The organism is Metamycoplasma gateae, from assembly GCF_036352135.1.
GTDB classification, from domain to species: Bacteria; Bacillota_I; Bacilli_A; order Mycoplasmatales; family Metamycoplasmataceae; genus Metamycoplasma; species Metamycoplasma gateae.
In genome coordinates this window covers 57011-79227 of record NZ_CP143578.1, presented here as the reverse complement: position 1 = coordinate 79227, position 22217 = coordinate 57011, and the positions used below count along the sequence as shown (strand labels likewise).

The window sequence follows — 22217 nt, the reverse complement described above, 5'->3', positions numbered from 1 at the left end:
AAATTATCCTTTTTTTAATTTCAAAAAATCTTCCAAAATTAATTGAGCAGCTAAAACATCTTTCTTTTCTTTCCGCTTTTTTCCATTTAATCCAAAGTTGTATAGAATATTTTCAGCAAAAATTGTACTTTCTCTTTCGTCTTGAAAATAAATAGGTAAGTTAATTTCTTTTTCTAATCTTGATTTAAATTTTTCTACCATCTTAGTACGTTCACTTTTAGAAAAATCCATTCGTAAAGGATAACCTAATATAATTGCATCAATTTCATTTTTGTAAATACTTTCATTAATGTAAAATTTTACTTTATTAATTACCTCTTTAAAATGTCATTCTTCGAACCTAAAATTTTCAAGCCCAGTAACAATTATGTTATTTATATCACTAATAGCAAAACCACATGTTTTAGAACCTAAATCAAGAGAAAGTTTACGCATTAATTAATTCCTTAATTTTACTTATTAAAGATTCTTCATCTAGATTAATATTAATAGAACCTTGAGAAACAATACTATTACCGCCACCTTTACCATTTAAATTAGAAGTCAAGTTTTTAAATATTTTGGTTGAATCATATTTTTTTGAAGCAACAATTAAAAAGTAATTGTTATCACTTATTTTACTCATTCCAATAACCAAAGAATCAAAATTTGCTTCTCTAATCTGAACAATTGCTTTTCTTAATAAATTTGTATCTTTTTCTATAATAATAAATGTTTTAATATCATTAATTAATTCAGATTTATAAACACTTATATCAACAATTTCATTATTCTTTTCTTTTAATAATTTTTTATATGTTTCTCTTATTTGTTCTTCGATTTTTTCATAATGATCAAGAAGTTTTTCTTTTTCTTCAGGCGTTTGTGGGATATCTAAAGAATAAGAAATACTGTAATTTGGATTTAATTCCTTATTATTTTTAATCAATGATTCTAATAATTTTTGTTTTTCCAATATTTCATTTAATAAATATTGATCAACTAAATAATTAGAAGTAATAACTCTTAAACGATATACCCCGGTACCTTTTGAATCGACTGAAACAATCTTAAAGTTTTCAATTACTGAAGAATTTTCAACGTGTGTTCCCCCACATAAATCTTTAGTTATATTTTCAAATTCTACAACTCTTACATTATTTGCATCATGATATTCAGATTCTTCAATAGTCATATATGCCCCAAGTTCTTGAGCATTTTTAATTGAAGTTAGAATATAGTTTCTTTTTGCAGACATCGAAATATATTCGGACATTATTTTTTCAATCATCTTTATTTCATCTTTTGTTGGACGATGATCTAAACCAAAGTCGAATGTAAAGTAATCAGGGTGAATATTTGAACCTAGTTGCTCAATTATTTCATTACTATATGTTTTACGTAAAGCATGAAACATTATATGAGTTGAACTATGGTTTCTTGCATAGTTTTTTCTTTTGTCTTTATCAACAAAACATTCAACTAAATCATGGTCATTAATTTTTCCTTTTACAACATGTACATGATTTCAATATTTATCTTTAAAAACATCTAATATTTCAAGTTTATTTCCATTTTGAAGAATGAACCCAAAATCATGATTTTGACCACCACTTGTTGCATAAAATGGAGTTTTATCTAAAATAACATAAGATATAGATTCATCGTTTTCAGTTTTTGGGATTTTTTCTTCTTCATTTAAAAGGTATAGTATTTTTGATTGTGATTCTAGGTAGTCATATCCAATAAATTCTGAAATTTTATCATTTATTAATGAAAGTGAATTAATTACTTTTTGCATTCCTGCTTCAATATTACCCTTTGAACGCTCTTGATGTTCTTTTAAGTATTCATAAAATTCATTTAGATTTATTTTAATATTTTTTTCTTTTAATATTTCTTCAGTTAATTCAATTGGAAAACCATATGTATCAAACATTTTAAATGCAGTTTTTGAATCTATGTATCCTCTTTTTTCTAATTCATGTTCAAGAAGCTTCTCACCTTCTTTTATAGTTTTTGCAAATAATTCTTCTTCGTCTTTAATTACTTTTGAAACCTTTTCAACATCAATATCATAAATTAATGAATCTTTTACAACACCTACTAATTTGTATAAGAATGATTTTTCTTGAATTCCTAAAGATAAACCTGAACGATAAGATCTTCTTATTAAACGACGAATTATATAACCACGTCCAACATTTGAAGGACTTACCCCGTCATTAATTGCATTAACGCTAGCTCTTATATGATCAGCTATAATTTTAAATCATGTATTAATTTTAGTTTGGTTTAAATCCTTTGTAAAATAATTATTTATGTCGTAGTTAAATTTAGTTAAGGTTTCTGTTTTTTTGATTATTGGTAAAAATAAATCAGTATCAAAATTAGTTGGAGCGTCTTGTAAAATAGATGTTATTCTTTCTAATCCTGCACCAGTATCAATATTCTTTGTCGCTAATTCTGTGTAATTATTTTCTCCATCATTATTAAACTGAGAAAAAACGATATTCCATATTTCTACATATCTATCATTTTCAATATCATTAATTAATAACTCAATTCCACGTTTGTCATATTTTTCCCCACGATCATAAAAAATCTCAGTATCTGGTCCACAAGGTCCTTGACCAACATCTCAAAAATTAGTATCACGAGTTCCTTTGATTAAATGATCTTTACTAATTCCTAACTCAATTCATTTATTATAAGTATCTAAATCTTCTTCAAAATATGTAATATAAATTTTTTCTTTTTCCAACTTTAAAACATCAAAAATGAATTCATATCCGAATTCAATCGCTTCACTTTTAAAATAATCACCAATAGAAAAATTTCCTAACATTTCAAAAAAGGTGTGATGTCTTGCAGTGACACCAACATTTTCAATATCGTTAGTTCTAATTGATTTTTGAGAGTTTGTAAGTCTTTTTGCAGGTGGAACTTTTTTACCACTAAAATAATCTTTCAAGGTTGCAACACCTGAATTAATTCACAATAATGATGGATCGTTTTGAGGAATTAATGATTTTGATTCTAATACAAGATGTTTTTTTGATTCAAAAAAATCTAATCACATTTGTCTAATTTGTTTGGATGTAAGCATGTTAACTCCTAATTTAATAATGTTATCTTCTAATTCATATACTAAGCTAAGCTTAGTTTTAAATTATAAAAATTCTTTTTCTTTGCCTTTATAAAAAATTTTATCAATTATCGCTGCACCAACAACTTTTTTTCCATCGTATATTACTACTTGTTGTCCTGGTGTAACAGCTTCTGTTTCATCATATAAAACTTCAATTTGGTTATATTCAAGCACTTTTAAACTACATTTTATATCTTGTTGTCTATATCTAAATTTTGCTGTTAAATTTTGAAAATTAAATTCTTTTGCAATTTGATTTCATCCTTTTGCAATCATCTTATCTGAAAGTAGATATTCTGGATGGTCATCGTTTGAAACATAAATTATTTTTTTTCTAATATCATGTCCTACAACGAAGTATGGTTTTTCAAATCCACCAAGATTTAATCCTTTTCTTTGGCCAATTGTATAATACATTGCTCCTTGGTGATTTCCCACTTTTTTGTTAGTATAGATATCAATAATATCTCCGGGTTGGGCTGGTATATAATTTTCCAAAAATTTAGCAAATCTTCTTTCGCCAATAAAACAAATTCCTGTCGAATCTTTTTTGGATGCTGTGGCTAATTTTAGCTGTGATGCTATTTTTCTAACTTCATTTTTTGAAATATTAGCAAGAGGGAATATCGCTTTTGATAATTGTTGGTTGCTTAATTGAGCAAGGAAATAAGATTGATCTTTTGTATCATCTAATGCTCTAAATAATTCGCCATCAATTGCTTCTGCATAATGTCCCATTGCAATATAGTCAGCTTTTAAAACGTTAAAGGCATAATCGGAGAATGATTTAAATTTGATATATTTGTTACAAAAAATATCTGGATTAGGAGTTCTTCCTACTTTGTATTCATTTATAAGATATTGAAAAACATTATCTCAATATTCTTTTACAAAATCAACTCTATGTAATTTAATTCCTAATTGTTGAGCAACTTCTTTTGCATCTAAAAAGTCTTGCTCTTGTGGACAAATATCTTCTCTTATATCATTATTACCTAGGAAATCATTATTCAAAAACGAGTCTCAATTTCTCATAAAAAGACCCTCTACATCATACCCTTGTGTTTTAAGTATATAAGCTGACACACTTGAATCAACGCCACCGCTCATGCCTAAAATTACTTTTTTTGACATTTAATACCTCTTTAAAATATATTAAATTATAAGGTTTTTAATAAAATAAAAATTATTTTATGAAAAAGAAAAGAAAAAGAACCTTTATTTAAGATTCTTAATCTACAAATGACGTATCAAATTGTCCTGATACACCTTGAATATTTGAGGTAGTAATTCATGCTGTTTTATCAACTTTTTTTACTTCTTCAAGAATTAAATCTCTTTCTAAGAAAAGGGCAACTGTTTCGATTTTTCCAAAATCTTCATGACTAAACCCACCTACTCCATTAAAAATGTTAAATGGGTGAACATAACCAATTTTCTTAAATTGTTCAGCAACAATTTCTGGATGTTTAGTATATATTTCAATCTTAACTTTTTTATACTTTGGATAGAATTTATTAACCAACATTGAGAATACCAATAAATATGAGATGGTTCCTAAAACTCTAACTAGGAATAAATCACTATCTCAAACATGTCCTGTAATATTTCTTGTATATTCTAATGAACCTATAACTATTGTTGAGAATGATGAAAAACAAATTGCTACCATTAAAAATACATTGCCAACAGGTTTTTTATTTTTATAAGCTATAAAGTTTGAAATAACAGATGTCCCTCCTATTGAACCTCTTTGTCTTCATGCAATTATTGAAGCAAATCCTTCGGCGGCACCACCAATTATTGAATAAACTAAAACTGGTCAATTTTGTCCATCATAAACACCATATATTTCAGTTCCATTTAATACTTGAGTAACAACAGTTGGATCAATAAATTTCTTATCTATATTTCTTAAATTGTTTGCAATTAATTCTAAATCTTTAGCGAAGAACTGATTTTGAAAATATAAAACTATTTCATTGTTTCCATTATAGTTGCTTTTTAAGATGTTAGCTATAATTTCAGTTTTTTGTTCGCTAGATAATAATTGAGAAACAACACGAGTATCTAAACCGAATGGGTCTCAATAATATTTAGCTTCTCCAACTGGATTATAAAACGACATTCTTTGATTAATAAAGTTAACAATTGGATTTGATCCTCTTCCACTATATTCAATGAATAGAAGTTGAACTATGACTTGAAATAACATTCAATAGTACGTTAATACCATAAACATTCTAGGGTTCATTCGTCAAAAAACAAACATTAACGGTAAATTAACTAATACATAAAATAACCCATAAAATTGTGAAGTTGAAGGGGCTGTAAATGTTATTATCTGCGCCAACGAAGATGTTCCTGATGCAATTGTTGCTGCTTTTTTAAGAAAAACAGTAAGTGCTATGTTGTATAAAAATGCACTCACAAACATTCATAAAACTTTTTTTGGATACTTTTTTCAAATGTTAAAAATATTAACTTTTTGTGGATTTAAAATAGCCATTTTTTGTTCATAAGCTTGTCTTTTTTGTTGCAAACTTATTTTTTTCTTTTTAACAGATTTATCTATTTTTTTAATACTTTTACCATTTATCTGTCTTTCTGCCATTAATCCTCCTTTATCTTATTAATATTTTCGAAATTTAAACTATGTTTTTTTTGTAAATTTGCATAAACGAATTTATTATATTCAGGTGAAAATCCTAGCTGAATTGTCTTAGTTGCTCCATGACGATTTTTTGCAACAATAACATTTGTAATAGAAATATTATCAGCAGGATTTGAATTTTCATTAAATGAAGAATTTCTATCAACCTCATTTGCTTTTTTGTTTTTATAATAATCATCACGGTGCAAGAAAATAATTCTATCAGCATCTTGTTCTATTGCACCCGATTCTCTTAAATCGGATATCAATGGCGTTTTATCTTCACGTTTTTCAACACCCCGACTTAGTTGACTAAGTGCAATTATTGGGCATTCTAATTCTCTACCTAATTGTTTTAACGAGCGAGATATTTTTGCAACTTCTAATTGTCTATTTTCTTGTGATCTTTTAGAATTATCACCGATTAGTTGTAAATAATCGATTATCACCAAATCAACTTTTGCATTTCTTGCAAATCTTTTTGAAAGTGTTGTAATGTCTGAAATATTCAAGGTTGCCTTATCGTTTAAAAAGACATTTCAACCAGACATATCATCAACTGTGTGTGATAGATTTCTTTGATCGTTTGTATCTAAAAGTTTTGTTTTTAATTTATAAATAGGAACTTTTGAATCGATTGCTATCATTCTTTGAACTAATTGAGGATTAGACATTTCTAAACTGAAGAATAAAACAGTCTTTCCTTGTTTTGCGACATTATTTGCAATATTTAAAGCAAAAGCTGTCTTACCCATGGCGGGTCTTGCTGCTAATATTGTTAAATCTCCTTTGTTTAATCCTAATAAACATTCATCTAATTCAGGAAATCCTAGTTGAAGTCCAACACCTATATCACTATCTTCTTTTCTCAATATTTGTTGCAAGATATTATTTGCTGTATCACCAATTTTTTCGTATGATGAATTAATTTCTGATATATCAATATTAATAATATCTAATTGAATCTTTGATAGAAGATCTGATATATAAAATGGTTTGTTGTCTATCGTATTTTTTGTCTCTTCTAATAACTGGGTAAGTTTATCAATTTTATATTGATCGATTAAATTTTTTGCATATGTTTCTAACTCGCTAAAAAAACCTGCATTCTGTGTTAAATATCCTAAATACTCTGGTGTATTCATTGATAAAAAATTTACTAAATTTGTTTGCTTGGTTTCTTCTAAATACACTAAAAGGTTTGAAAGGTCAAAATTTTTTGATCTATTATACACTTCTGAAATTGCACTATATAAAATCTGATTACTTTTAAAATGAAACATTTCAGGTCTTATTAGTACTGCAATTTTTAAATAACTTTCAGGTTCAGCTAATAATAACCCAAGAATAGAAACTTCGTTATTTGCTATCGCCGTTTCTCTTGAATTATTAACGTTTTTATTATCCATTTTCATTCCTTTCATTTACCTTTAATTTCGAATTATTTAAGAAATTTAAAACTATTTTTCCTCAAAGATTTGAATTAGTAATATTGCATTAACTTCATTGTGTAATTTAACATTTATATAATGCTTACCAAATGTATTATATGAATCCTTACCTAATGCATGTGGTTTTATTTTAATATTATTCTTTGAAAGTTCCTTTTCAATTGCTTTATTAGTAATTGATCCATGAACTATATTTCCGTTTGATTTTAAAAAGAAGTTAAGAGTTAGTTTTTCTATTTTTGCTTTTAATTCTTTTGCTTTTTCAACTTCCTTAGCATAATCTTCGGCAATATTATTTTTTACTCTTTCTAAATTTGCTAATGTCTGTTTATTAACTGGTTGTGCATACCCATTTTTAATTAAAAAGTTTTTTGCAAAACCGTCATTTACTTCTAAAATTTCGTTTACTTTATATTTATCGTATTGTTTTATTATTATTACTTTCATTATTTCACACTCACTATTGCTTGTTTTAAATTATTTACAAATAATTCTATATCTTCATCGCTTTCAGCAGCGGCTGTACCAAAATGACCACCGCCACCTACATTTTCAGCAATTAATTGAACATTAGTTTCAATTCCTCTTGCTGACATTTTACATCTTTTTAATCCAGGAAGTTTTGCTACAACAAAAGCAGCTTTTCTTCCATTAACACGTAAGATTTCATCAGCTGCTATCGAAATTACGTCGGGTGCAACTGGAATATTTTTATACGCCAAGAAGAAACCATCTTTAATTTCTTCTAAATTCTCTAATAATTCTGCAACTTGTTCAAATATTTTTTCATCAAATTTTAAATTATTAACTGATACCGATATTTTTGCTCCTCATTTTTCTAATAATGCAGCAGCAGAAAATGTTTTGGAACTAGTTTGTTTTTGAAAATTTTTTGTATCTAAATAAATTCCGTTTAGCAAATGTTGTGCTGTTTTTACATCAATTCTTTCATCGCTATTTGTAATAGCAATAATTTCAGTTACTATTTCCGAAGCAGAAGAAGCAGAAGAATCAATATATAAATTTTCTCTCATTGCAAATTTTGGATTAAGACCAATTCTATGATGATCGATAACTATTATATTTTCCTTATCAATATCCTTGAATGCTTGAATATTTTCAATTCTTGTTTCATCAGATGTGTCACATATTACAACTAATGTTTTTTTATCATTTAAATTTGTTGCTTCTTTCGGTGAGATAAAAACTTGTTTATCTAGCGGTTCTAATTTATCATAAATACGTTGTGTTGTATCATCAAAAGTTTTATTTTGAATATAAGCTTCTTTTCCCATTGATTTTGCAAGTTTATAAATACCTCAAGATGATCCTAATGCATCTAAATCAGCATCTTTATGTCCATAAACTATTACTTTATTTATATTTTTTGATTTTAATTTATTCATTAAATTCTTTGCAATATATGTAACATTAGTTCTTGACATATTTATATCAATTTCTGAACTTGATCCATAGTATCTTGGTTTTTCATATTTCGTTAAAACAGTTATTTGATCCCCACCACGAGTTTTAGATTGTAATAACGCTTCTTTTGCTAACTTATCTAAAATATCATACTTAAAAATACCATAAGAAAATCCTGCTGAAATTGTTAAATTAACACCATTATAAACGTTCTTATTCTTTAGCATTTCAAATGCTTGAAATTTTGTTTTTTCTAAATTATCTAAACTCTCTTGATTTGTTAATAAAAAGAATCTACCATTTTCATACTGTCTATAAATGATATTATTTTTTCTTGATATTTCTTCAAGCATCGCACCAAAGTTAGAATAAATTTTATATAACTCTTCTTGACTTAAGGAAACTTGATATAAATTCATGTTATCGATATGTATTTCACCAAAAACAACACGTTGCTTTTTATAATCACTTAATAAGTTAGATTGAATTGTAATATCCTTAACAATAACGATGTTTTTTTCAAAATTAACAAACACCTCATATTCATAATCATCCTTTTTAAAAACAAAATTATGATTATTATTTTCTCATTCTTCAATCAAGAAAACATCTTTAATATTTTTACCGATAATTGATTTTCCAAATTTGTTCAAAATGAAATTAGTTGCTCAAATGATCTTACCATTATTTAGAAAAATCATAGTTCCCAAACCTTGGTCATTAATTTCGTTTTGAAGATATTGATTTAATGTTCTATTTGCAATCTGTGATTCTTTCAAAAACTTACGAACAATGAAAAAGGTTGATATTCCTAAAGCCACAAGAAATAATGAATAAATAGCAATAAGTGGAGTTCTTCATTTTTCTGGAAACTTAATAATTCCAATAAAGAAAATTATCATTGGAATTATTAATAAGCATATTATTTGTATTATTAAAATTATCAGTTTTTTCTTATCTTCTTTATTCTTCATAAATTAAATTATACAAAAAATGTCAATAAATATTGCTCATACGCTTTGATAATTAATTAAAATTAATTAATTTCTAAAAAAAAGAAAGGAAAAATAGGCGGTTGCCTAAAATTCATAATACTCATTTATATCTTCTAAACCTATCTTTTTTTCCGATGAAACTAAAAATATATTTATTTCTCTTTTAAAAGTTAAAGCTTGGGTTTTTACTCGGTGTTTTTGGGACTGATTTGCTTTATCTATTTTAGTTATTATTATATCAAATGGTATGTTCAAAGAATTTATATAATCAATCATTTCAAGATCAATAGCTGTAAAACCAACCTTTGCATCAATTAAAAAGCAAACAACTTTTTTTACTGATGAATTTCTAAAATAATTATCAATTATTCCACTTACTTTTTGTTGTTCCTTTTTAGACATACTTGCATAACCATATCCTGGTAAATCAACAACTATTTTTTTATTATCAGTTTCAAAATAATTTATTAATCTTGTTCTTCCTGGGGTTGATGAGGTTTTTGCAAGTTTATTCTTAGACAAGGCATTTATTAAAGAAGATTTTCCCACATTTGATCTTCCTCAAAAAACTATTTCGCTTTCAGGATTATCTAATCAATTTTCTTGTGATGTTGAACTTTTTATAAATTTTCACATATTATTTTTTTACCTTTTCATAAGCTAGTCTAGCAATCATCATTGCATTATCTGTTGTATATTCAAAATCCGGTAAATAAACATTATTATGCAAACCTAGAATCATATTTCTAATTCCTTTATTAGCACTTACGCCACCTGATAATGTTACGCACTTTGGATTATATTTATTAATTGCTTTTTCAAAGTTTCTTTTTAAATAAAGAATGATTGTGTTTTGGAATTCAGTAGAAATTCTTTTAATATCAATTTTTTCATTTCTATTTATTAAATTACTATAATGATTTATCACAGCTGTTTTTATTCCACTAAAAGAAAAATCAAATTCATTATCTAATTTTGGTATAGAAAAATGACCTTGGTATATTTCTTTGTTTTCTTCCCAAATCTTATCAATAATTGGTCCCCCTGGAAAACCTAATTCTAATTTTCTTGCAACTTTATCATAGACTTCACCAACAGCATCATCTTGTGTTTCACCTATGATTTCAAACTCTGTTTCATTTTTGTACAACATTATTTGAGAATGACCGCCAGATACTAATAAACAAAGTGCAGGAAATTCTAATTCTTTTTTAATAAAAGCTGAGTAAAAATGACCTTCCAAATGATTTAAACCTATTATTGGAATATTATATATTCTTGACATCGTTTGAGCAACAATATATCCAATTTGCAATGACCCAACTAACCCAGGTTCCTTTGTATAAGCGATATAATCAATATTTTTAGCTATACTTTCTAACTTAATAAACTCTTCGAGCAATAGCAATATATTTTTAACATGTAATCTTGATGCTATTTCCGGTATTGTTCCCCCATAAACTTTATGAACTTCTGTTTGACTAATTGTTTTCATTCATATTGGATTATTATTTTCTAAAATTGCAAATGATGTATCATCATGAGAACTTTCAATAGCAAAAATTTTCATTACATACCTCCTATTTGAGGTTCAGATGCATAAACTAATTCTTCTTCTTGCACATCTTTAACATCACTAAAAATATCGACATAGCTTGAAAAATCATAAATAATTTTAGAATAATCAAAGTTATTTATTTTTTCTATTTCATCACTTAATTCAATATTGACATTTACACCCGATTTTGATATCTTGTATGCTTTGTATTTATTTGCTTTTATGTATATTTTATCTAAATTTAATTGCTTAAAAAATAGATCGTATGTTGGGGATAGTTTGATTTGAAGATCGTTATTATTTACAAATCTTTGCAATATTTTGTTTGTTGATGCAAAAGAAAAGCCAAGTCTAGAACCGGTAAAACTTCCAGGCCCTTTTGTTGTATAAATTACATTTAAATCATTAATTGATATCTTATTTCTTATTAAAATTTCATCAATGGTTTCAAAAAAATGATCTGTTTTTTTAACTAGTTTTTTCAATATAATATGATCAACTATTTTTTCATTTTCAACTAATGCTACAAAAAAATCATCAAGAGAAGTTTCGACAAATAAACCCTTTAATATAGGAGTAGTAATAACTTCAAAAACATGATATATTTCTTCATTAATTATTTCAATTTTTGCATCTATTTCAAAAAAGTTTTTAAAATTATGATTTATATTTTTAGATCATTCTATAATAACTAACTTATCATCAAAAAATTCTTCAAAAGCAAATAAATCCCCTTTTAACTTATAAGCATCTATATGAACTATTTTATCATAGCAAATCATCGTATTGAAAGTGGGTGAAACTACCGTCTTTTTTTCACCAAGTTTTTTTGCTATTGAAGATGCTAAGGTTGTTTTGCCTGCACCCAATTCTCCATTTAACAATATTGCTTCTAAATTTTTAAATGAAAGTAAATAATTTACTATCTTATCTAATCCTTCATTTTCTTTAAAGTAGAATTTTCTTCCCATAGTAATTCCTTTTTATATTTAATTTTAACAAAAACAAAAAGAAGGTTTAAAATGCTCTTCTTTTTGTTGAAATAGAAATTAATTTTCAGGGGTTGTTGCAGAAGGGTTTGATCCTTCTGTTTCGTTGTTTTCTGGAGATGGTGTTGGTTTTGAATCTTCTTCATTTTCGGTTGATGAATTATCTGGTTTTGGGCTATTATCTTGATTATGATCGTTATCAGCACTTGAATTATTGTCTAGTGCTTGTTTTTTTGCCTTGATATCATCCATTATTTTTGATAATTCTTTTTTTAATTCAGCAGTTTTTTCGGATGTATAAATAGAAGTTTTGGTGGATTCGTATTTTGTTTCTAATTCAGTGTATGAATTAACTAATTCCACTTTTAAATCTTTATATTTTTCTTCAAATAAAACTTTGTGAGCATATAATTTTGCTTTATTAATTTCAGCAAAATAAGAAAGCTGATTCTCTGCATATTCTTGCAATTTAAGTCTATTTAATTCAAGCACTTTTTTTGAATTGTTTATAAATTCATTGTATGTGTTTTTTATTTTATCATCTGTTGAATTAACATCTTTAAGTACTTGTTCAGCAATAATTATCCCTTCTTTGAATTGTTGTTCAAAATTATCAGCAAATTCAACATTTGCTAATTGAATTTTAGCTATTTGTATTTCTTTTTCTAATTGAGCTTTTGAATTTGTACATGATATTGCTGTTATAGGTAAAGCAACTGATGAAATTGTTGCCAATCCGATTAATATTTTTTTTGTTGTAGTCATAATATATCCTTACTTTATTTGCAAACTATATGCAAATTTCTAAATCATTGTATGAAAACTCTGTTGGTACTTTTCTTCCGAATTGCTCAATATTAACAAACGCTTTTTGCTCAACATCATTATTTTTAATAATTTCGCCGACTTCATCTTTATAAATTCCGTTTTTAATTTTTACAATAGTTCCTTCTTTATAAGCTGTCTCAATGTCCCCGGCTTCAAATTTTTCAATAAGCATCTTTTCTTTTTCAACCATCTTCTTAAAAGTTTTTTCACTTATCGGTGTTGGCTTAGCTCCCTTTCCAGAAGATCCTATTAGACCGGTTACATATTGAGTGTTACGAACTAAATATCAAGATTCATCAGTCATAATCATATTTAGAAAAATATAACCCTTATAAATATTCACATATCTAACTGTAAATTCTTCGCCTCTTGTTTTTTTCTCTAATTCCTTGTTTGATAGATGAGGCATTTTAAAAATTCTTATATCTTTAAAAAAATCTGTCATCCCTTGAGAAGAAATTTTGTTTGTTAAAGCTTCGATAACATTATCTTCTTTTCCTGAAACAGTTGAAATCATATATCATTTGTAATCTGTATGCATTTTATCCCCCTTAAGATTTTATTCCTACTACATTTCATAAGCCAGTAAAGCCTAATGATACTAAAAAACAAAATATTGCCATGATAAGTAAAAAAGCAATTGTTATCCCAAATCATTTTCATGATTTTGAATTTTTAGGTCAAACTACTCTCTTGATTTCTTTTACTAAATTTCTAAAAGTATAAAGTCTTGTTTGTTTTGATTCTTCTTGTTTTTTTCTTTTAATTATTTGTTTTTGTTTTTTTAGTTCCTTCTTTTGAAACTCTTTTTCTTCTGCACTTAAATTATTTTCTTTGCTCATAATTACTTTTCCTCTTTGTGCAATGTTTGAACATTACAAAACTTGCAAAACTTCTTAATTTCCAATCTTTTTTCATTACTTTTATTAACAGAGTAATTTTTGTGTAAACATGTTTGACATGCTAATGATATCTTCTTTTGTTTTTTCATATAAGTGTAATTATATATTTTTTTTAAAAATATTTAATTTTAATATTAACGTAATTTATTGATTAATAAAATATAATTTATAATCATGAAATGATCAATAGGAATATCTATACCAATATTTTTACTAATTTTAATAATAATTGGAGTCATACTATTTAAAAAAATGCTTATTTTTAAAATAAAAATACTGAACAAAAAAATACAAAAAATAAATTCAAATATTGAAAAATTAAAGCAAGTAAATGACCAATTTTTTGAATTAGGAAAAGACAACATTGAATATAAAAAACTAGAAGAAGATATTGCTAATAAAATCTGCAACTATGAAATTAATTTAGATAAACTAAAAATTAATTTAAATAAAATAATGCTTATAAAAAATGATCAAGGTTTAGGCTGATTAAAAAAATATAAAGAATCAAAAACTATTATTCAAAACTCAGAAAAACTTCTAAAAACAAGTTTAAATTTAAATAAACAAAAATCGTTAATTTTATTTTTTGATAAAAGTAATGAAATAAGTAAAAACATAATTTTTTTAACAAAAACAAAAAAAATATTCTTCGATATTGACCAATTTATATCCAATAATCAAAAAAATGATTTTTTAATATTTGCAAAAAAAAGTAGTCTTAATTTAAAAAATGAAATAAATGATATACTAAATGATTTTGAACAAAACATATTATTTTCAAACAATAAAAATTTATATAATCAAAATAAAATATTAAAACTTTTATCTATATATTCAAAAAGCTTTTTTAAAGGAATTGCTTATTTTGATTATATTAATAAAAATATTGAATCTCCTCTTAATTTTTTAAAAAATCTAGTTGAGTTATATTCAAATGAATATCAAAATATATTTAAAAAAGTTATAAACAAAGAAAAAATTAAAGAATTGGAAGAAAAAATAAAATCATTAAAAGAAGATTTAATAAAAAATACTATTGAACAATGAGATAAAAAATACTTAGATTTATTTTATGATTTAGAAAAAGAAATTCAAGGAAAATATTTATTATTAAATAACGAAATGAATAGTTTGTTATTATTAAAAAATCAACAAGATAATATTAAAAAAATAATTAATCAATTATTAAAAAATAATCAACTTATTAAGGAAAATAATTTAATCTTAAAAAAATACAATAATAAATATAATGATTTTATTAATAATGAATACATATATCTAAAGTTTATTATGACTAAAAACTTTGAGAGAATTGAAGATATTTCATTCAAAAATAAAAAAGAAGAACTAATATTTTTATTGAAAAAAATAAAAGAAATATTAAATATTCAATCAGAAATTATTCAAAATTTCAATGGAGGAAACATTGAAGGAAATAAAGAAATATTAAATGATAAATTTATTAATTGTTTTGCGTTTCATAATTTTGAATACAAACTTACAGATGAAATAATTTTCTATCAAAATTTATTTAACCAAAGTATGAAGAATTACAAAAATTATTATCAGCAAAATCAAATTGAAAATATTATTAAATTAATTAATTTATTAGTAATTGAACTTAATTTAAAAATAAAAATAAGTAAAAACGTAATAACTAATTTCTTTAGAAATAATAAAGACACAAATAATCCAAATAATCAAAGAATTTATGCTGAACTTATTAATTTATTTTACAAGGAAAAATTTGATGAAATAATATCAAAAACTGTTAAAAAGCAAAATGACAAAGGAGATAAATAATATGAATTGTGAACATTCAAAAGAGATATTAATAAGATATGGAGAATTAACCCTTAAAGGTGAAAATAAGAAAGATTTCATTAATCAATTAAGAAGAAATATTGAACTATATATTCCAAAAGAAGAACTAAAAGTTGAATATGACAGGGCTTTTTGCAAATATTCAGTGAAGAATTTAAAATCTTTAAAATACATATTTGGAATTTCATCGTATTCAATTGTTTATAAAACATCTACAAATTTAGATGACATTGAAAAATTAGTTATCGAGGTTGCTAAAGAAAATAGCTTTAATAGTTTTGCAATAAATTCAAGAAGACATAATAAAAATTATCCATTAAATTCTTCACAATTAAATATGCATTTTGGTGGAATTATTTTAAGTAATTTTAGTGATAAAAAAGTAAATTTAACTAATGCTGATTTAACAATATATATTGAAATAAGAGATAAATATACCTATGTTTTTAGTAATTATATCAATGGGTTAGGAGGCATGCCTGTATCATCATCAGGCAGAGTATTACATTTAATAAGTGGTGGTATTGACTCACCAGTTGCTGCTAACTTATTACAAAAAAGAGGTTTAAAAGTTGCATTTTTAAATTTTATAACCCCACCTCACACAGATGAAAAAACAACTCAAAAAATCGATGATATTATCAGTTTATTGACTAAATATCAAGGTTCTTCTACCCTATTTCAAATTAATTACACTAAAATAATGAATTATATCGGTTTAGTTTCGAATCAAAAATATAAAATAACTTTAATGAGAAGAAGTTTTTATAGAATTGCTCAAAAGATAGCTGAAAAATACAATATTAAAGCTCTTTCGAATGGTGAAAATTTAGCACAAGTAGCTTCGCAAACTCTTGAATCTATTTATACAATTTCAGAAGTAAGTAATTTACCAATTTTTAGACCATTATTAACGTTTGATAAAAATGAAACAATAAAGATTGCAAACGATATTAAAACAATGGATATCTCAATTCAAAAAGCTTGTGAAACATGCGAACTTTTTGCTCCTAAATTTCCTGTTACCAAACCAAATAGGGAAGAAGTAAAAAAATTAGAAGAAGAATTAGAAAAATTAAATCAGTTAGAAGATGAAGTTATAAACGAAATAATAATCAAAAAGTTTGATATTATTTAAAAAAAGGAGAGAACACATGAGTATTTTAAGACAACTTAAAGACTATCCAAAATCCAAAAAAGCCTATGTTGCATATTGATTCATAATCTCGATTATCATTCTTATTCCAATTGCTATTACTGCTTTATGAATAACATTTTTTACCTTAAATGCAATAACAAATTCATTTAAAACAGGCAATTACCCTTTATACTTTGGAATAATTAGTGCAATATTATTAACAGTATGGGTTTCTTTATTTTTTATAATAAAATACATAGTAAAAAAACACTTTGCAAAAATATATAAAATCACTAAAAATAAGAAGATAAATAATAAAATTAAATGTTGATTAGGTAATAAGTTTTATCAAGCTGATATTAATTTAATTAATGATCAATTTGAAGAAAATAACAAAAATTTTAGAATTTAAGACGTCATATTGACGTTTTATTTTTTATTAAATAAATAAAAAATATATAATTAATTTTATGAGCACAAATAATTACGAAGCAAAAGATTTAAAAGTTTTAAAAGGTTTAGATGCAGTTATTAAAAGACCCGGTATGTATATTGGTTCAACTGATTCAAACGGTTTACATCACCTAGTTTGAGAAATAGTGGATAATGCAATAGATGAAGCTTTAGCTGGATTTGCAAACAATATTAAGGTTATATTAAAAAAAGATGGATCAGTTATTGTTGAAGATAACGGACGTGGAGTTCCCATTAACAAACACGAATCAGGTAAGACTGGTGTTGAATTAGTATTTACAGAATTACATGCTGGTGGTAAATTTGGGGATGGGGCTTATAAAACCAGTGGTGGTTTACATGGTGTTGGATCATCAGTTGTTAATGCTCTAAGTTCTAAAATGGAAGTAACTGTTTATAGAGATAAAAAAGAATACTTTACTTCATTTGAACAAGAAAAAATTACCCAAAAAACATACGTGGTAGGATCTACTAACAAACAAGGAACAAAGGTTCAATTTTGACCTAATTATACTATCTTCAAAAAAGCTAAGTTTTCATCGGAAACTGTTAAAGAAAAATTAAGAGAAGCAAGTTTTCTAATTTCTAATTTAAAAATAAACTACATTAATGAAAATACAAATGAAAATATTGTATTCCAAACTAATGAAGGAATTAAGGAATATATTAATTTTGTTGGTGAAGGAAGAAAATTCATAAGTAGCGTATTTTTTGCATCTGGTGTGGGAAAAAATAATATCGAAATCGAAATATCACTTGCATATACAGAAAATTACAGTGAAACTATATACTCATTTGTTAATAATGTTAAAACTAGAGATGGTGGAACTCACGAAACTGCTTTTAAAACTGCTCTAACAAAGACTATTAATGAATGATATTCAAAAAATAATAATTCATCAAAATCTAAAATTAGCTTCGATGGTTTGGACGTAAGAGAAGGGATTATTGCAGTTGTATCTTTAAAAGTTCCTGAAAATATTTTAGAATTTGTCGGTCAGACAAAAGATAAATTAGGAACCCCAGAAGCAAGGGAATCTGTCGAAGAATTTTTCAGCGAAAAATTCAATTTCTTCTTAAATGAAAATAAGGCTGAGGCTGATAAGATAATCGAGAAAATAAAACGTACCTATGAAGGTAGAATGGCTGCAAGAAATGCTAGAAATGAAGCAAGAAAAGTTAAAAATAAATTAGATTCTAAAAAAATTCTTTCTGGTAAATTAACGCCTGCTCAATCAAAAAATCCTAAAGTAAAAGAATTATTTTTAGTCGAGGGGGACTCAGCTGGCGGTTCTGCAAAAATGGGTCGTGACAGAGTAACTCAAGCAATTTTACCTTTAAGAGGAATTGTTATGAATACTGATAAAGCTAAGTTAATTGATATCTTAGCAAATGAAGAACTAGCAATAATAATAAATACAATTGGAGCTGGAATTGGTGAGGATTTTGATGTTAAAAATTCTCAGTATGGAAAAATAATTATTATGACTGACGCCGACGTTGATGGTGCACATATACAAATGTTATTACTAACTTTCTTCTGAAGATATATGAAGAAATTAATTGAAGCTGGAATGGTATATATAGCAATGCCTCCACTATACAAAATAACAATAAGAAATTCAAATAATAAACACTTCTATGCATGAGATGAAGAAGGATTAAAGGAAATAACTTCTCAATATTCTAATTATGAAATACAAAGATATAAAGGTTTAGGTGAAATGAATGCAGATCAATTATGAGAAACAACAATGAACCCTGAAACAAGATCAATAATAAAGGTAAATATAGATCACCAAGGTTTAACTGAAAGAAGTATTACTACCTTTATGAGCGATGATTCTGAATCTAGAAAAGCTTGAATTAATAACAACATTGACTTTTCAAGTATTGATGAATTTGAAATAAATAAAAAATAATAAGAGAGATTACTATGGATAAAAACAGTAAAAAAGAAATTGAATCGGTAATTGAAAATATTATTGATAAAAACATGATTGAAATAATGAGTAGTAGTTTTTCTCGTTTTTCAAAATATGTTATTCAACAAAGAGCTATTCCTGATGCAAGAGATGGACTTAAACCTGTGCAAAGAAGAATATTATTTTCAATGTGAAATCTTAAATTAAGAAATAAAGATCCATTTAAAAAATCAGCTCGTATTGTTGGGGATGTTTTAGGTAAATACCACCCTCATGGTGATAGTTCTGTTTATGAAGCTATGGTTAGAATGGCTCAAGAATGAAAAAGCAATTACCCGCTTGTACAAATGCATGGTAATAAGGGTTCTATCGATGATGACCCTGCTGCTGCAATGCGTTATACTGAATCTAGACTTGAAAAAATAACTGAATTAATGTTGAAGGATTTAGAACGTAAAGTTATAACAATGATACCTAACTTTGATGATTCTGAATATGAACCAGTCATATTACCAACATTATTTCCTAATTTATTAGTAAATGGAGCCGTTGGAATTGCATCAGGTTTTGCAACACAGATTCCGCCTCATAATTTAGGTGAATTGATTGATGCAACAATTGCGATGATAAAAAAACCTAACATATCTGTTGAACAATTAATGGAATATGTAAAGGGTCCTGATTTTCCAACAGGGGGAATAATTTATGGAACAAACGGAATAGTCGATGCTTTTAAGAGTGGTAGAGGTAAAATTACCCTTTCTTCCAAATATAGATTTATTGAAGATAAAAAGGGTAATATTGTTGCTATTGAAATTTTAGAAATTCCATTTGGTGTAGTTAAATCAAAAATGGTTTTTGAAATTGATTCGATTATTTCTTCAAAAACTATTTCTGGGATAAAAGAGGTAAGAGATCAATCCGACAGAAACGGTTTATCAATTCTTATAGAATTAGAAGATAATTCAAATCCTGAGGCAATATTAACATACTTAATGAATAAAACTAAATTAAGAATAAATTACGACTATAACATGCTTGCAATTTATAAAAATGCTCCATGTTTATTGTCTTTAGATAAAGCTCTGTATGCTTTCTTAGAACATTTAAGATTAGTTAATACTAATGGAATAAAATATGATTGACAAAAATACAAATTGCGTCATGAAATAGTAGAAGGATTTATAAGAGTTGCAGAAATTTCGGATGAAGTTGTTAAATTAATTAAAGAAAGCGATAATTCAAAAAAGGGTGTAATACTTGCTTTAATGAAGAGATTTAATTTCACCGAAATTCAGGCTACTGCTATTGCTGAATTAAGATTATACAAATTATCGAGAATGGATCAAATAGAATTCCAAGAAGAAAAAAATAATCTTGAAGTACTAATCAAAAGATGCGAAACATTATTGAATGATAATTATGAATTTGATAAATATTTAATTAATCAACTTAAAGAAATTAAGGATGAATATTCAAAACCTAGAAAAACAGAAATAAAAAATGAGACAATCAATAAAGAAGTTGATCACAAATTATTAGCTAAAAATGAAGATTTTTATTTCTTTATTTCACAAGAAGGTTATATTAAAAAAATAAGCTTAAAAATATTTAATTCAAACGATTTTTCAACATATAAATTAAAAGAAAATGACACTATTAAATATTACGACAAAATAAATTCACTATCAAAACTTTTATTTTTTACAAACAAAGGTAATTTCTTTGTGATTGAAGCACATGTTTTAAAAGATAATGCATGAAAAGAAATAGGTAACCACATTTCTTCATTAGTAAATTTAGATAGTAATGAAAAAGTAATAAGAGTTATGGAAATTACTTCATACAATTCGTATATTAATATAATCTTAATATCTAAATTCGGGTATGCAAAAAAAGTCAAAATAGCTAACTTTGATTCAAAAGTGTTAAATAAAAAAAGAACTTGTATCAGTTTTAAAAATGCTGATGATGAATTGATTGATGCAAAAATTGGGAACGATGAAAAAGATATTTTCATCCTACTAAACAATGGATCATATTTCTTAATAAATGAAAATGTTTTTTCAACAGACTTAGCATTAAGGGCTCAAGGAATTAAATTACTTCCAAAATTACAAACAAATGAAAAAACTTTTGTATCTGCTTTTGCAACATGTTCAAAACTAAACTCAGTTACAATGATAACTGAAGGTGGGATGGCAAAACAATGATCAATGAGTGATATCGAATACACAAATAGAAGCAATAGAGGAACAAAATTATTCAACTTTATTAAGGCAAACAATTGTATTCCAAAATGTTTAGAAGTAAATACCAAAGAATTAGAATTATTTTACAGTGATAAAAATAATGAAATTAATAGATTAAGTTTAGAAAAAATAATTAAAGATCGAAGCAAAAATGATAAATTAGTCGATTTAAACATTGAATTTAATAATAGTGGATTTTTAATACAACATATTAAAATTAATGAATTAATTGATGTGGATAATAACAAAAAAGAAGAATTAAAAAATTATTTTTTAAATCAAAAAGAACACGAAAATAATATTGAATTAACAACTGAAACAACCTTATTCAAAAGATATTATCACACTAATAAAAACGAAGAATTGATAGAAGATGATTTGAAAAGTGATGATAAATTAGAAAATGATAAAATCGAGCTATTCGAAATTCAAGAAGACTTTATAACCATCGATAATGAAAGTAAAAATAAAAATAATCGAAGCAAACTTTCATTAGATGAAAAAATTCAATTGATGGATAATATTGATCTATCAATTATTGAACAAAAAGTTAAACAAATTAAGAAAAAATAGTTATAATTTATTATTATCTTTTTTAACCTAAATAATGTGAACAAAACGATGAATTCAAAGAAAGGATTAATATGAGAAAAGATGTAAGATTAGCTAA

Annotated in this window: 18 protein-coding genes and 1 pseudogene; 5 read left to right on the top strand and 14 right to left on the bottom strand. The window is 25.5% G+C overall.

Features of this window, described 5'->3' with window-relative positions; genetic code table 4:
• Positions 1-3 precede the first annotated feature (3 nt).
• The 14 genes and pseudogenes from ruvX to rpmG form a co-directional block, all read right to left on the bottom strand.
• Positions 4-435 carry a Holliday junction resolvase RuvX gene (ruvX, locus tag V2E26_RS00320; RefSeq protein ID WP_330463482.1) on the bottom strand — a complete coding sequence of 144 codons (432 nt, stop codon included), beginning with the start codon at positions 433-435 and terminating at the stop codon, positions 4-6.
• Positions 428-3088, bottom strand: coding sequence for an alanine--tRNA ligase (alaS, locus tag V2E26_RS00315; RefSeq protein ID WP_330463481.1), 2661 nt, complete (start codon positions 3086-3088; stop codon positions 428-430). Before alaS ends, ruvX begins: the two co-directional genes overlap by 8 nt.
• A 63-nt stretch (positions 3089-3151) precedes the next feature.
• A complete protein-coding gene (mnmA, locus tag V2E26_RS00310) occupies positions 3152-4264 on the bottom strand; it encodes a tRNA 2-thiouridine(34) synthase MnmA (RefSeq protein WP_330463480.1) in 1113 nt (370 codons plus the stop codon).
• Between the two features lie 97 nt (positions 4265-4361).
• Positions 4362-5744, bottom strand: coding sequence for a YitT family protein (locus V2E26_RS00305; RefSeq protein WP_330463479.1), 1383 nt, complete (start codon positions 5742-5744; stop codon positions 4362-4364).
• Positions 5744-7192, bottom strand: a complete 1449-nt coding sequence (dnaB, locus tag V2E26_RS00300) for a replicative DNA helicase (RefSeq protein WP_330463478.1) — start codon at positions 7190-7192, stop codon at positions 5744-5746. The genes V2E26_RS00305 and dnaB overlap by 1 nt, the downstream gene beginning before the upstream one ends.
• A 51-nt stretch (positions 7193-7243) precedes the next feature.
• Entirely contained in the window at positions 7244-7681 is a 438-nt protein-coding gene (gene rplI / locus V2E26_RS00295) for a 50S ribosomal protein L9 (RefSeq protein ID WP_330463477.1), read from the bottom strand.
• Positions 7650-9633, bottom strand: a pseudogene (locus V2E26_RS00290) (GGDEF domain-containing protein). Before V2E26_RS00290 ends, rplI begins: the two are co-directional and overlap by 32 nt.
• Before the next feature lie 105 nt (positions 9634-9738).
• Complete coding sequence (yihA, locus tag V2E26_RS00285; RefSeq protein ID WP_330463475.1) at positions 9739-10290, bottom strand: ribosome biogenesis GTP-binding protein YihA/YsxC; 552 nt, start codon at positions 10288-10290, stop codon at positions 9739-9741.
• A 1-nt stretch (position 10291) separates the two neighbouring features.
• Entirely contained in the window at positions 10292-11224 is a 933-nt protein-coding gene (tsaD, locus tag V2E26_RS00280) for a tRNA (adenosine(37)-N6)-threonylcarbamoyltransferase complex transferase subunit TsaD (protein ID WP_330463474.1), read from the bottom strand.
• Complete coding sequence (locus V2E26_RS00275; protein ID WP_330463473.1) at positions 11224-12183, bottom strand: tRNA (adenosine(37)-N6)-threonylcarbamoyltransferase complex ATPase subunit type 1 TsaE; 960 nt, start codon at positions 12181-12183, stop codon at positions 11224-11226. Before V2E26_RS00275 ends, tsaD begins: the two co-directional genes overlap by 1 nt.
• A 78-nt stretch (positions 12184-12261) precedes the next feature.
• A complete protein-coding gene (locus V2E26_RS00270) occupies positions 12262-12966 on the bottom strand; it encodes a hypothetical protein (protein WP_330463472.1) in 705 nt (234 codons plus the stop codon).
• A gap of 25 nt (positions 12967-12991) precedes the next feature.
• Positions 12992-13570 carry a transcription termination/antitermination protein NusG gene (gene nusG / locus V2E26_RS00265; protein WP_330463471.1) on the bottom strand — a complete coding sequence of 193 codons (579 nt, stop codon included), beginning with the start codon at positions 13568-13570 and terminating at the stop codon, positions 12992-12994.
• 10 nt (positions 13571-13580) lie between these two features.
• Positions 13581-13871, bottom strand: coding sequence for a preprotein translocase subunit SecE (gene secE / locus V2E26_RS00260; protein WP_330463470.1), 291 nt, complete (start codon positions 13869-13871; stop codon positions 13581-13583).
• Positions 13872-13873: 2 nt separating this feature from the next.
• Positions 13874-14020, bottom strand: coding sequence for a 50S ribosomal protein L33 (rpmG, locus tag V2E26_RS00255; RefSeq protein ID WP_330463469.1), 147 nt, complete (start codon positions 14018-14020; stop codon positions 13874-13876).
• An 85-nt stretch (positions 14021-14105) separates the two neighbouring features.
• Here rpmG and V2E26_RS00250 point away from each other — a divergent pair, with 85 nt between their 5' ends.
• The 5 genes from V2E26_RS00250 to V2E26_RS00230 are packed head-to-tail and all read left to right on the top strand — an operon-like array spanning position 14106 to position 22120.
• The gene (locus tag V2E26_RS00250) at positions 14106-15737 is read left to right on the top strand and encodes a hypothetical protein (protein WP_330463468.1); all 1632 of its coding nucleotides are present in this window, start codon (positions 14106-14108) and stop codon (positions 15735-15737) included.
• A 1-nt stretch (position 15738) separates the two neighbouring features.
• Complete coding sequence (gene thiI / locus V2E26_RS00245) at positions 15739-16896, top strand: tRNA uracil 4-sulfurtransferase ThiI (protein ID WP_330463467.1); 1158 nt, start codon at positions 15739-15741, stop codon at positions 16894-16896.
• A gap of 16 nt (positions 16897-16912) precedes the next feature.
• Entirely contained in the window at positions 16913-17308 is a 396-nt protein-coding gene (locus V2E26_RS00240; RefSeq protein WP_330463466.1) for a hypothetical protein, read from the top strand.
• A 58-nt stretch (positions 17309-17366) separates the two neighbouring features.
• On the top strand, positions 17367-19292 hold the full coding sequence (locus tag V2E26_RS00235; protein WP_330463465.1) for a DNA gyrase/topoisomerase IV subunit B: 1926 nt from the start codon (positions 17367-17369) through the stop codon (positions 19290-19292).
• Between the two features lie 14 nt (positions 19293-19306).
• A complete protein-coding gene (locus tag V2E26_RS00230; RefSeq protein ID WP_330463464.1) occupies positions 19307-22120 on the top strand; it encodes a DNA topoisomerase (ATP-hydrolyzing) in 2814 nt (937 codons plus the stop codon).
• The last annotated feature ends 97 nt before the right edge of the window (positions 22121-22217 follow it).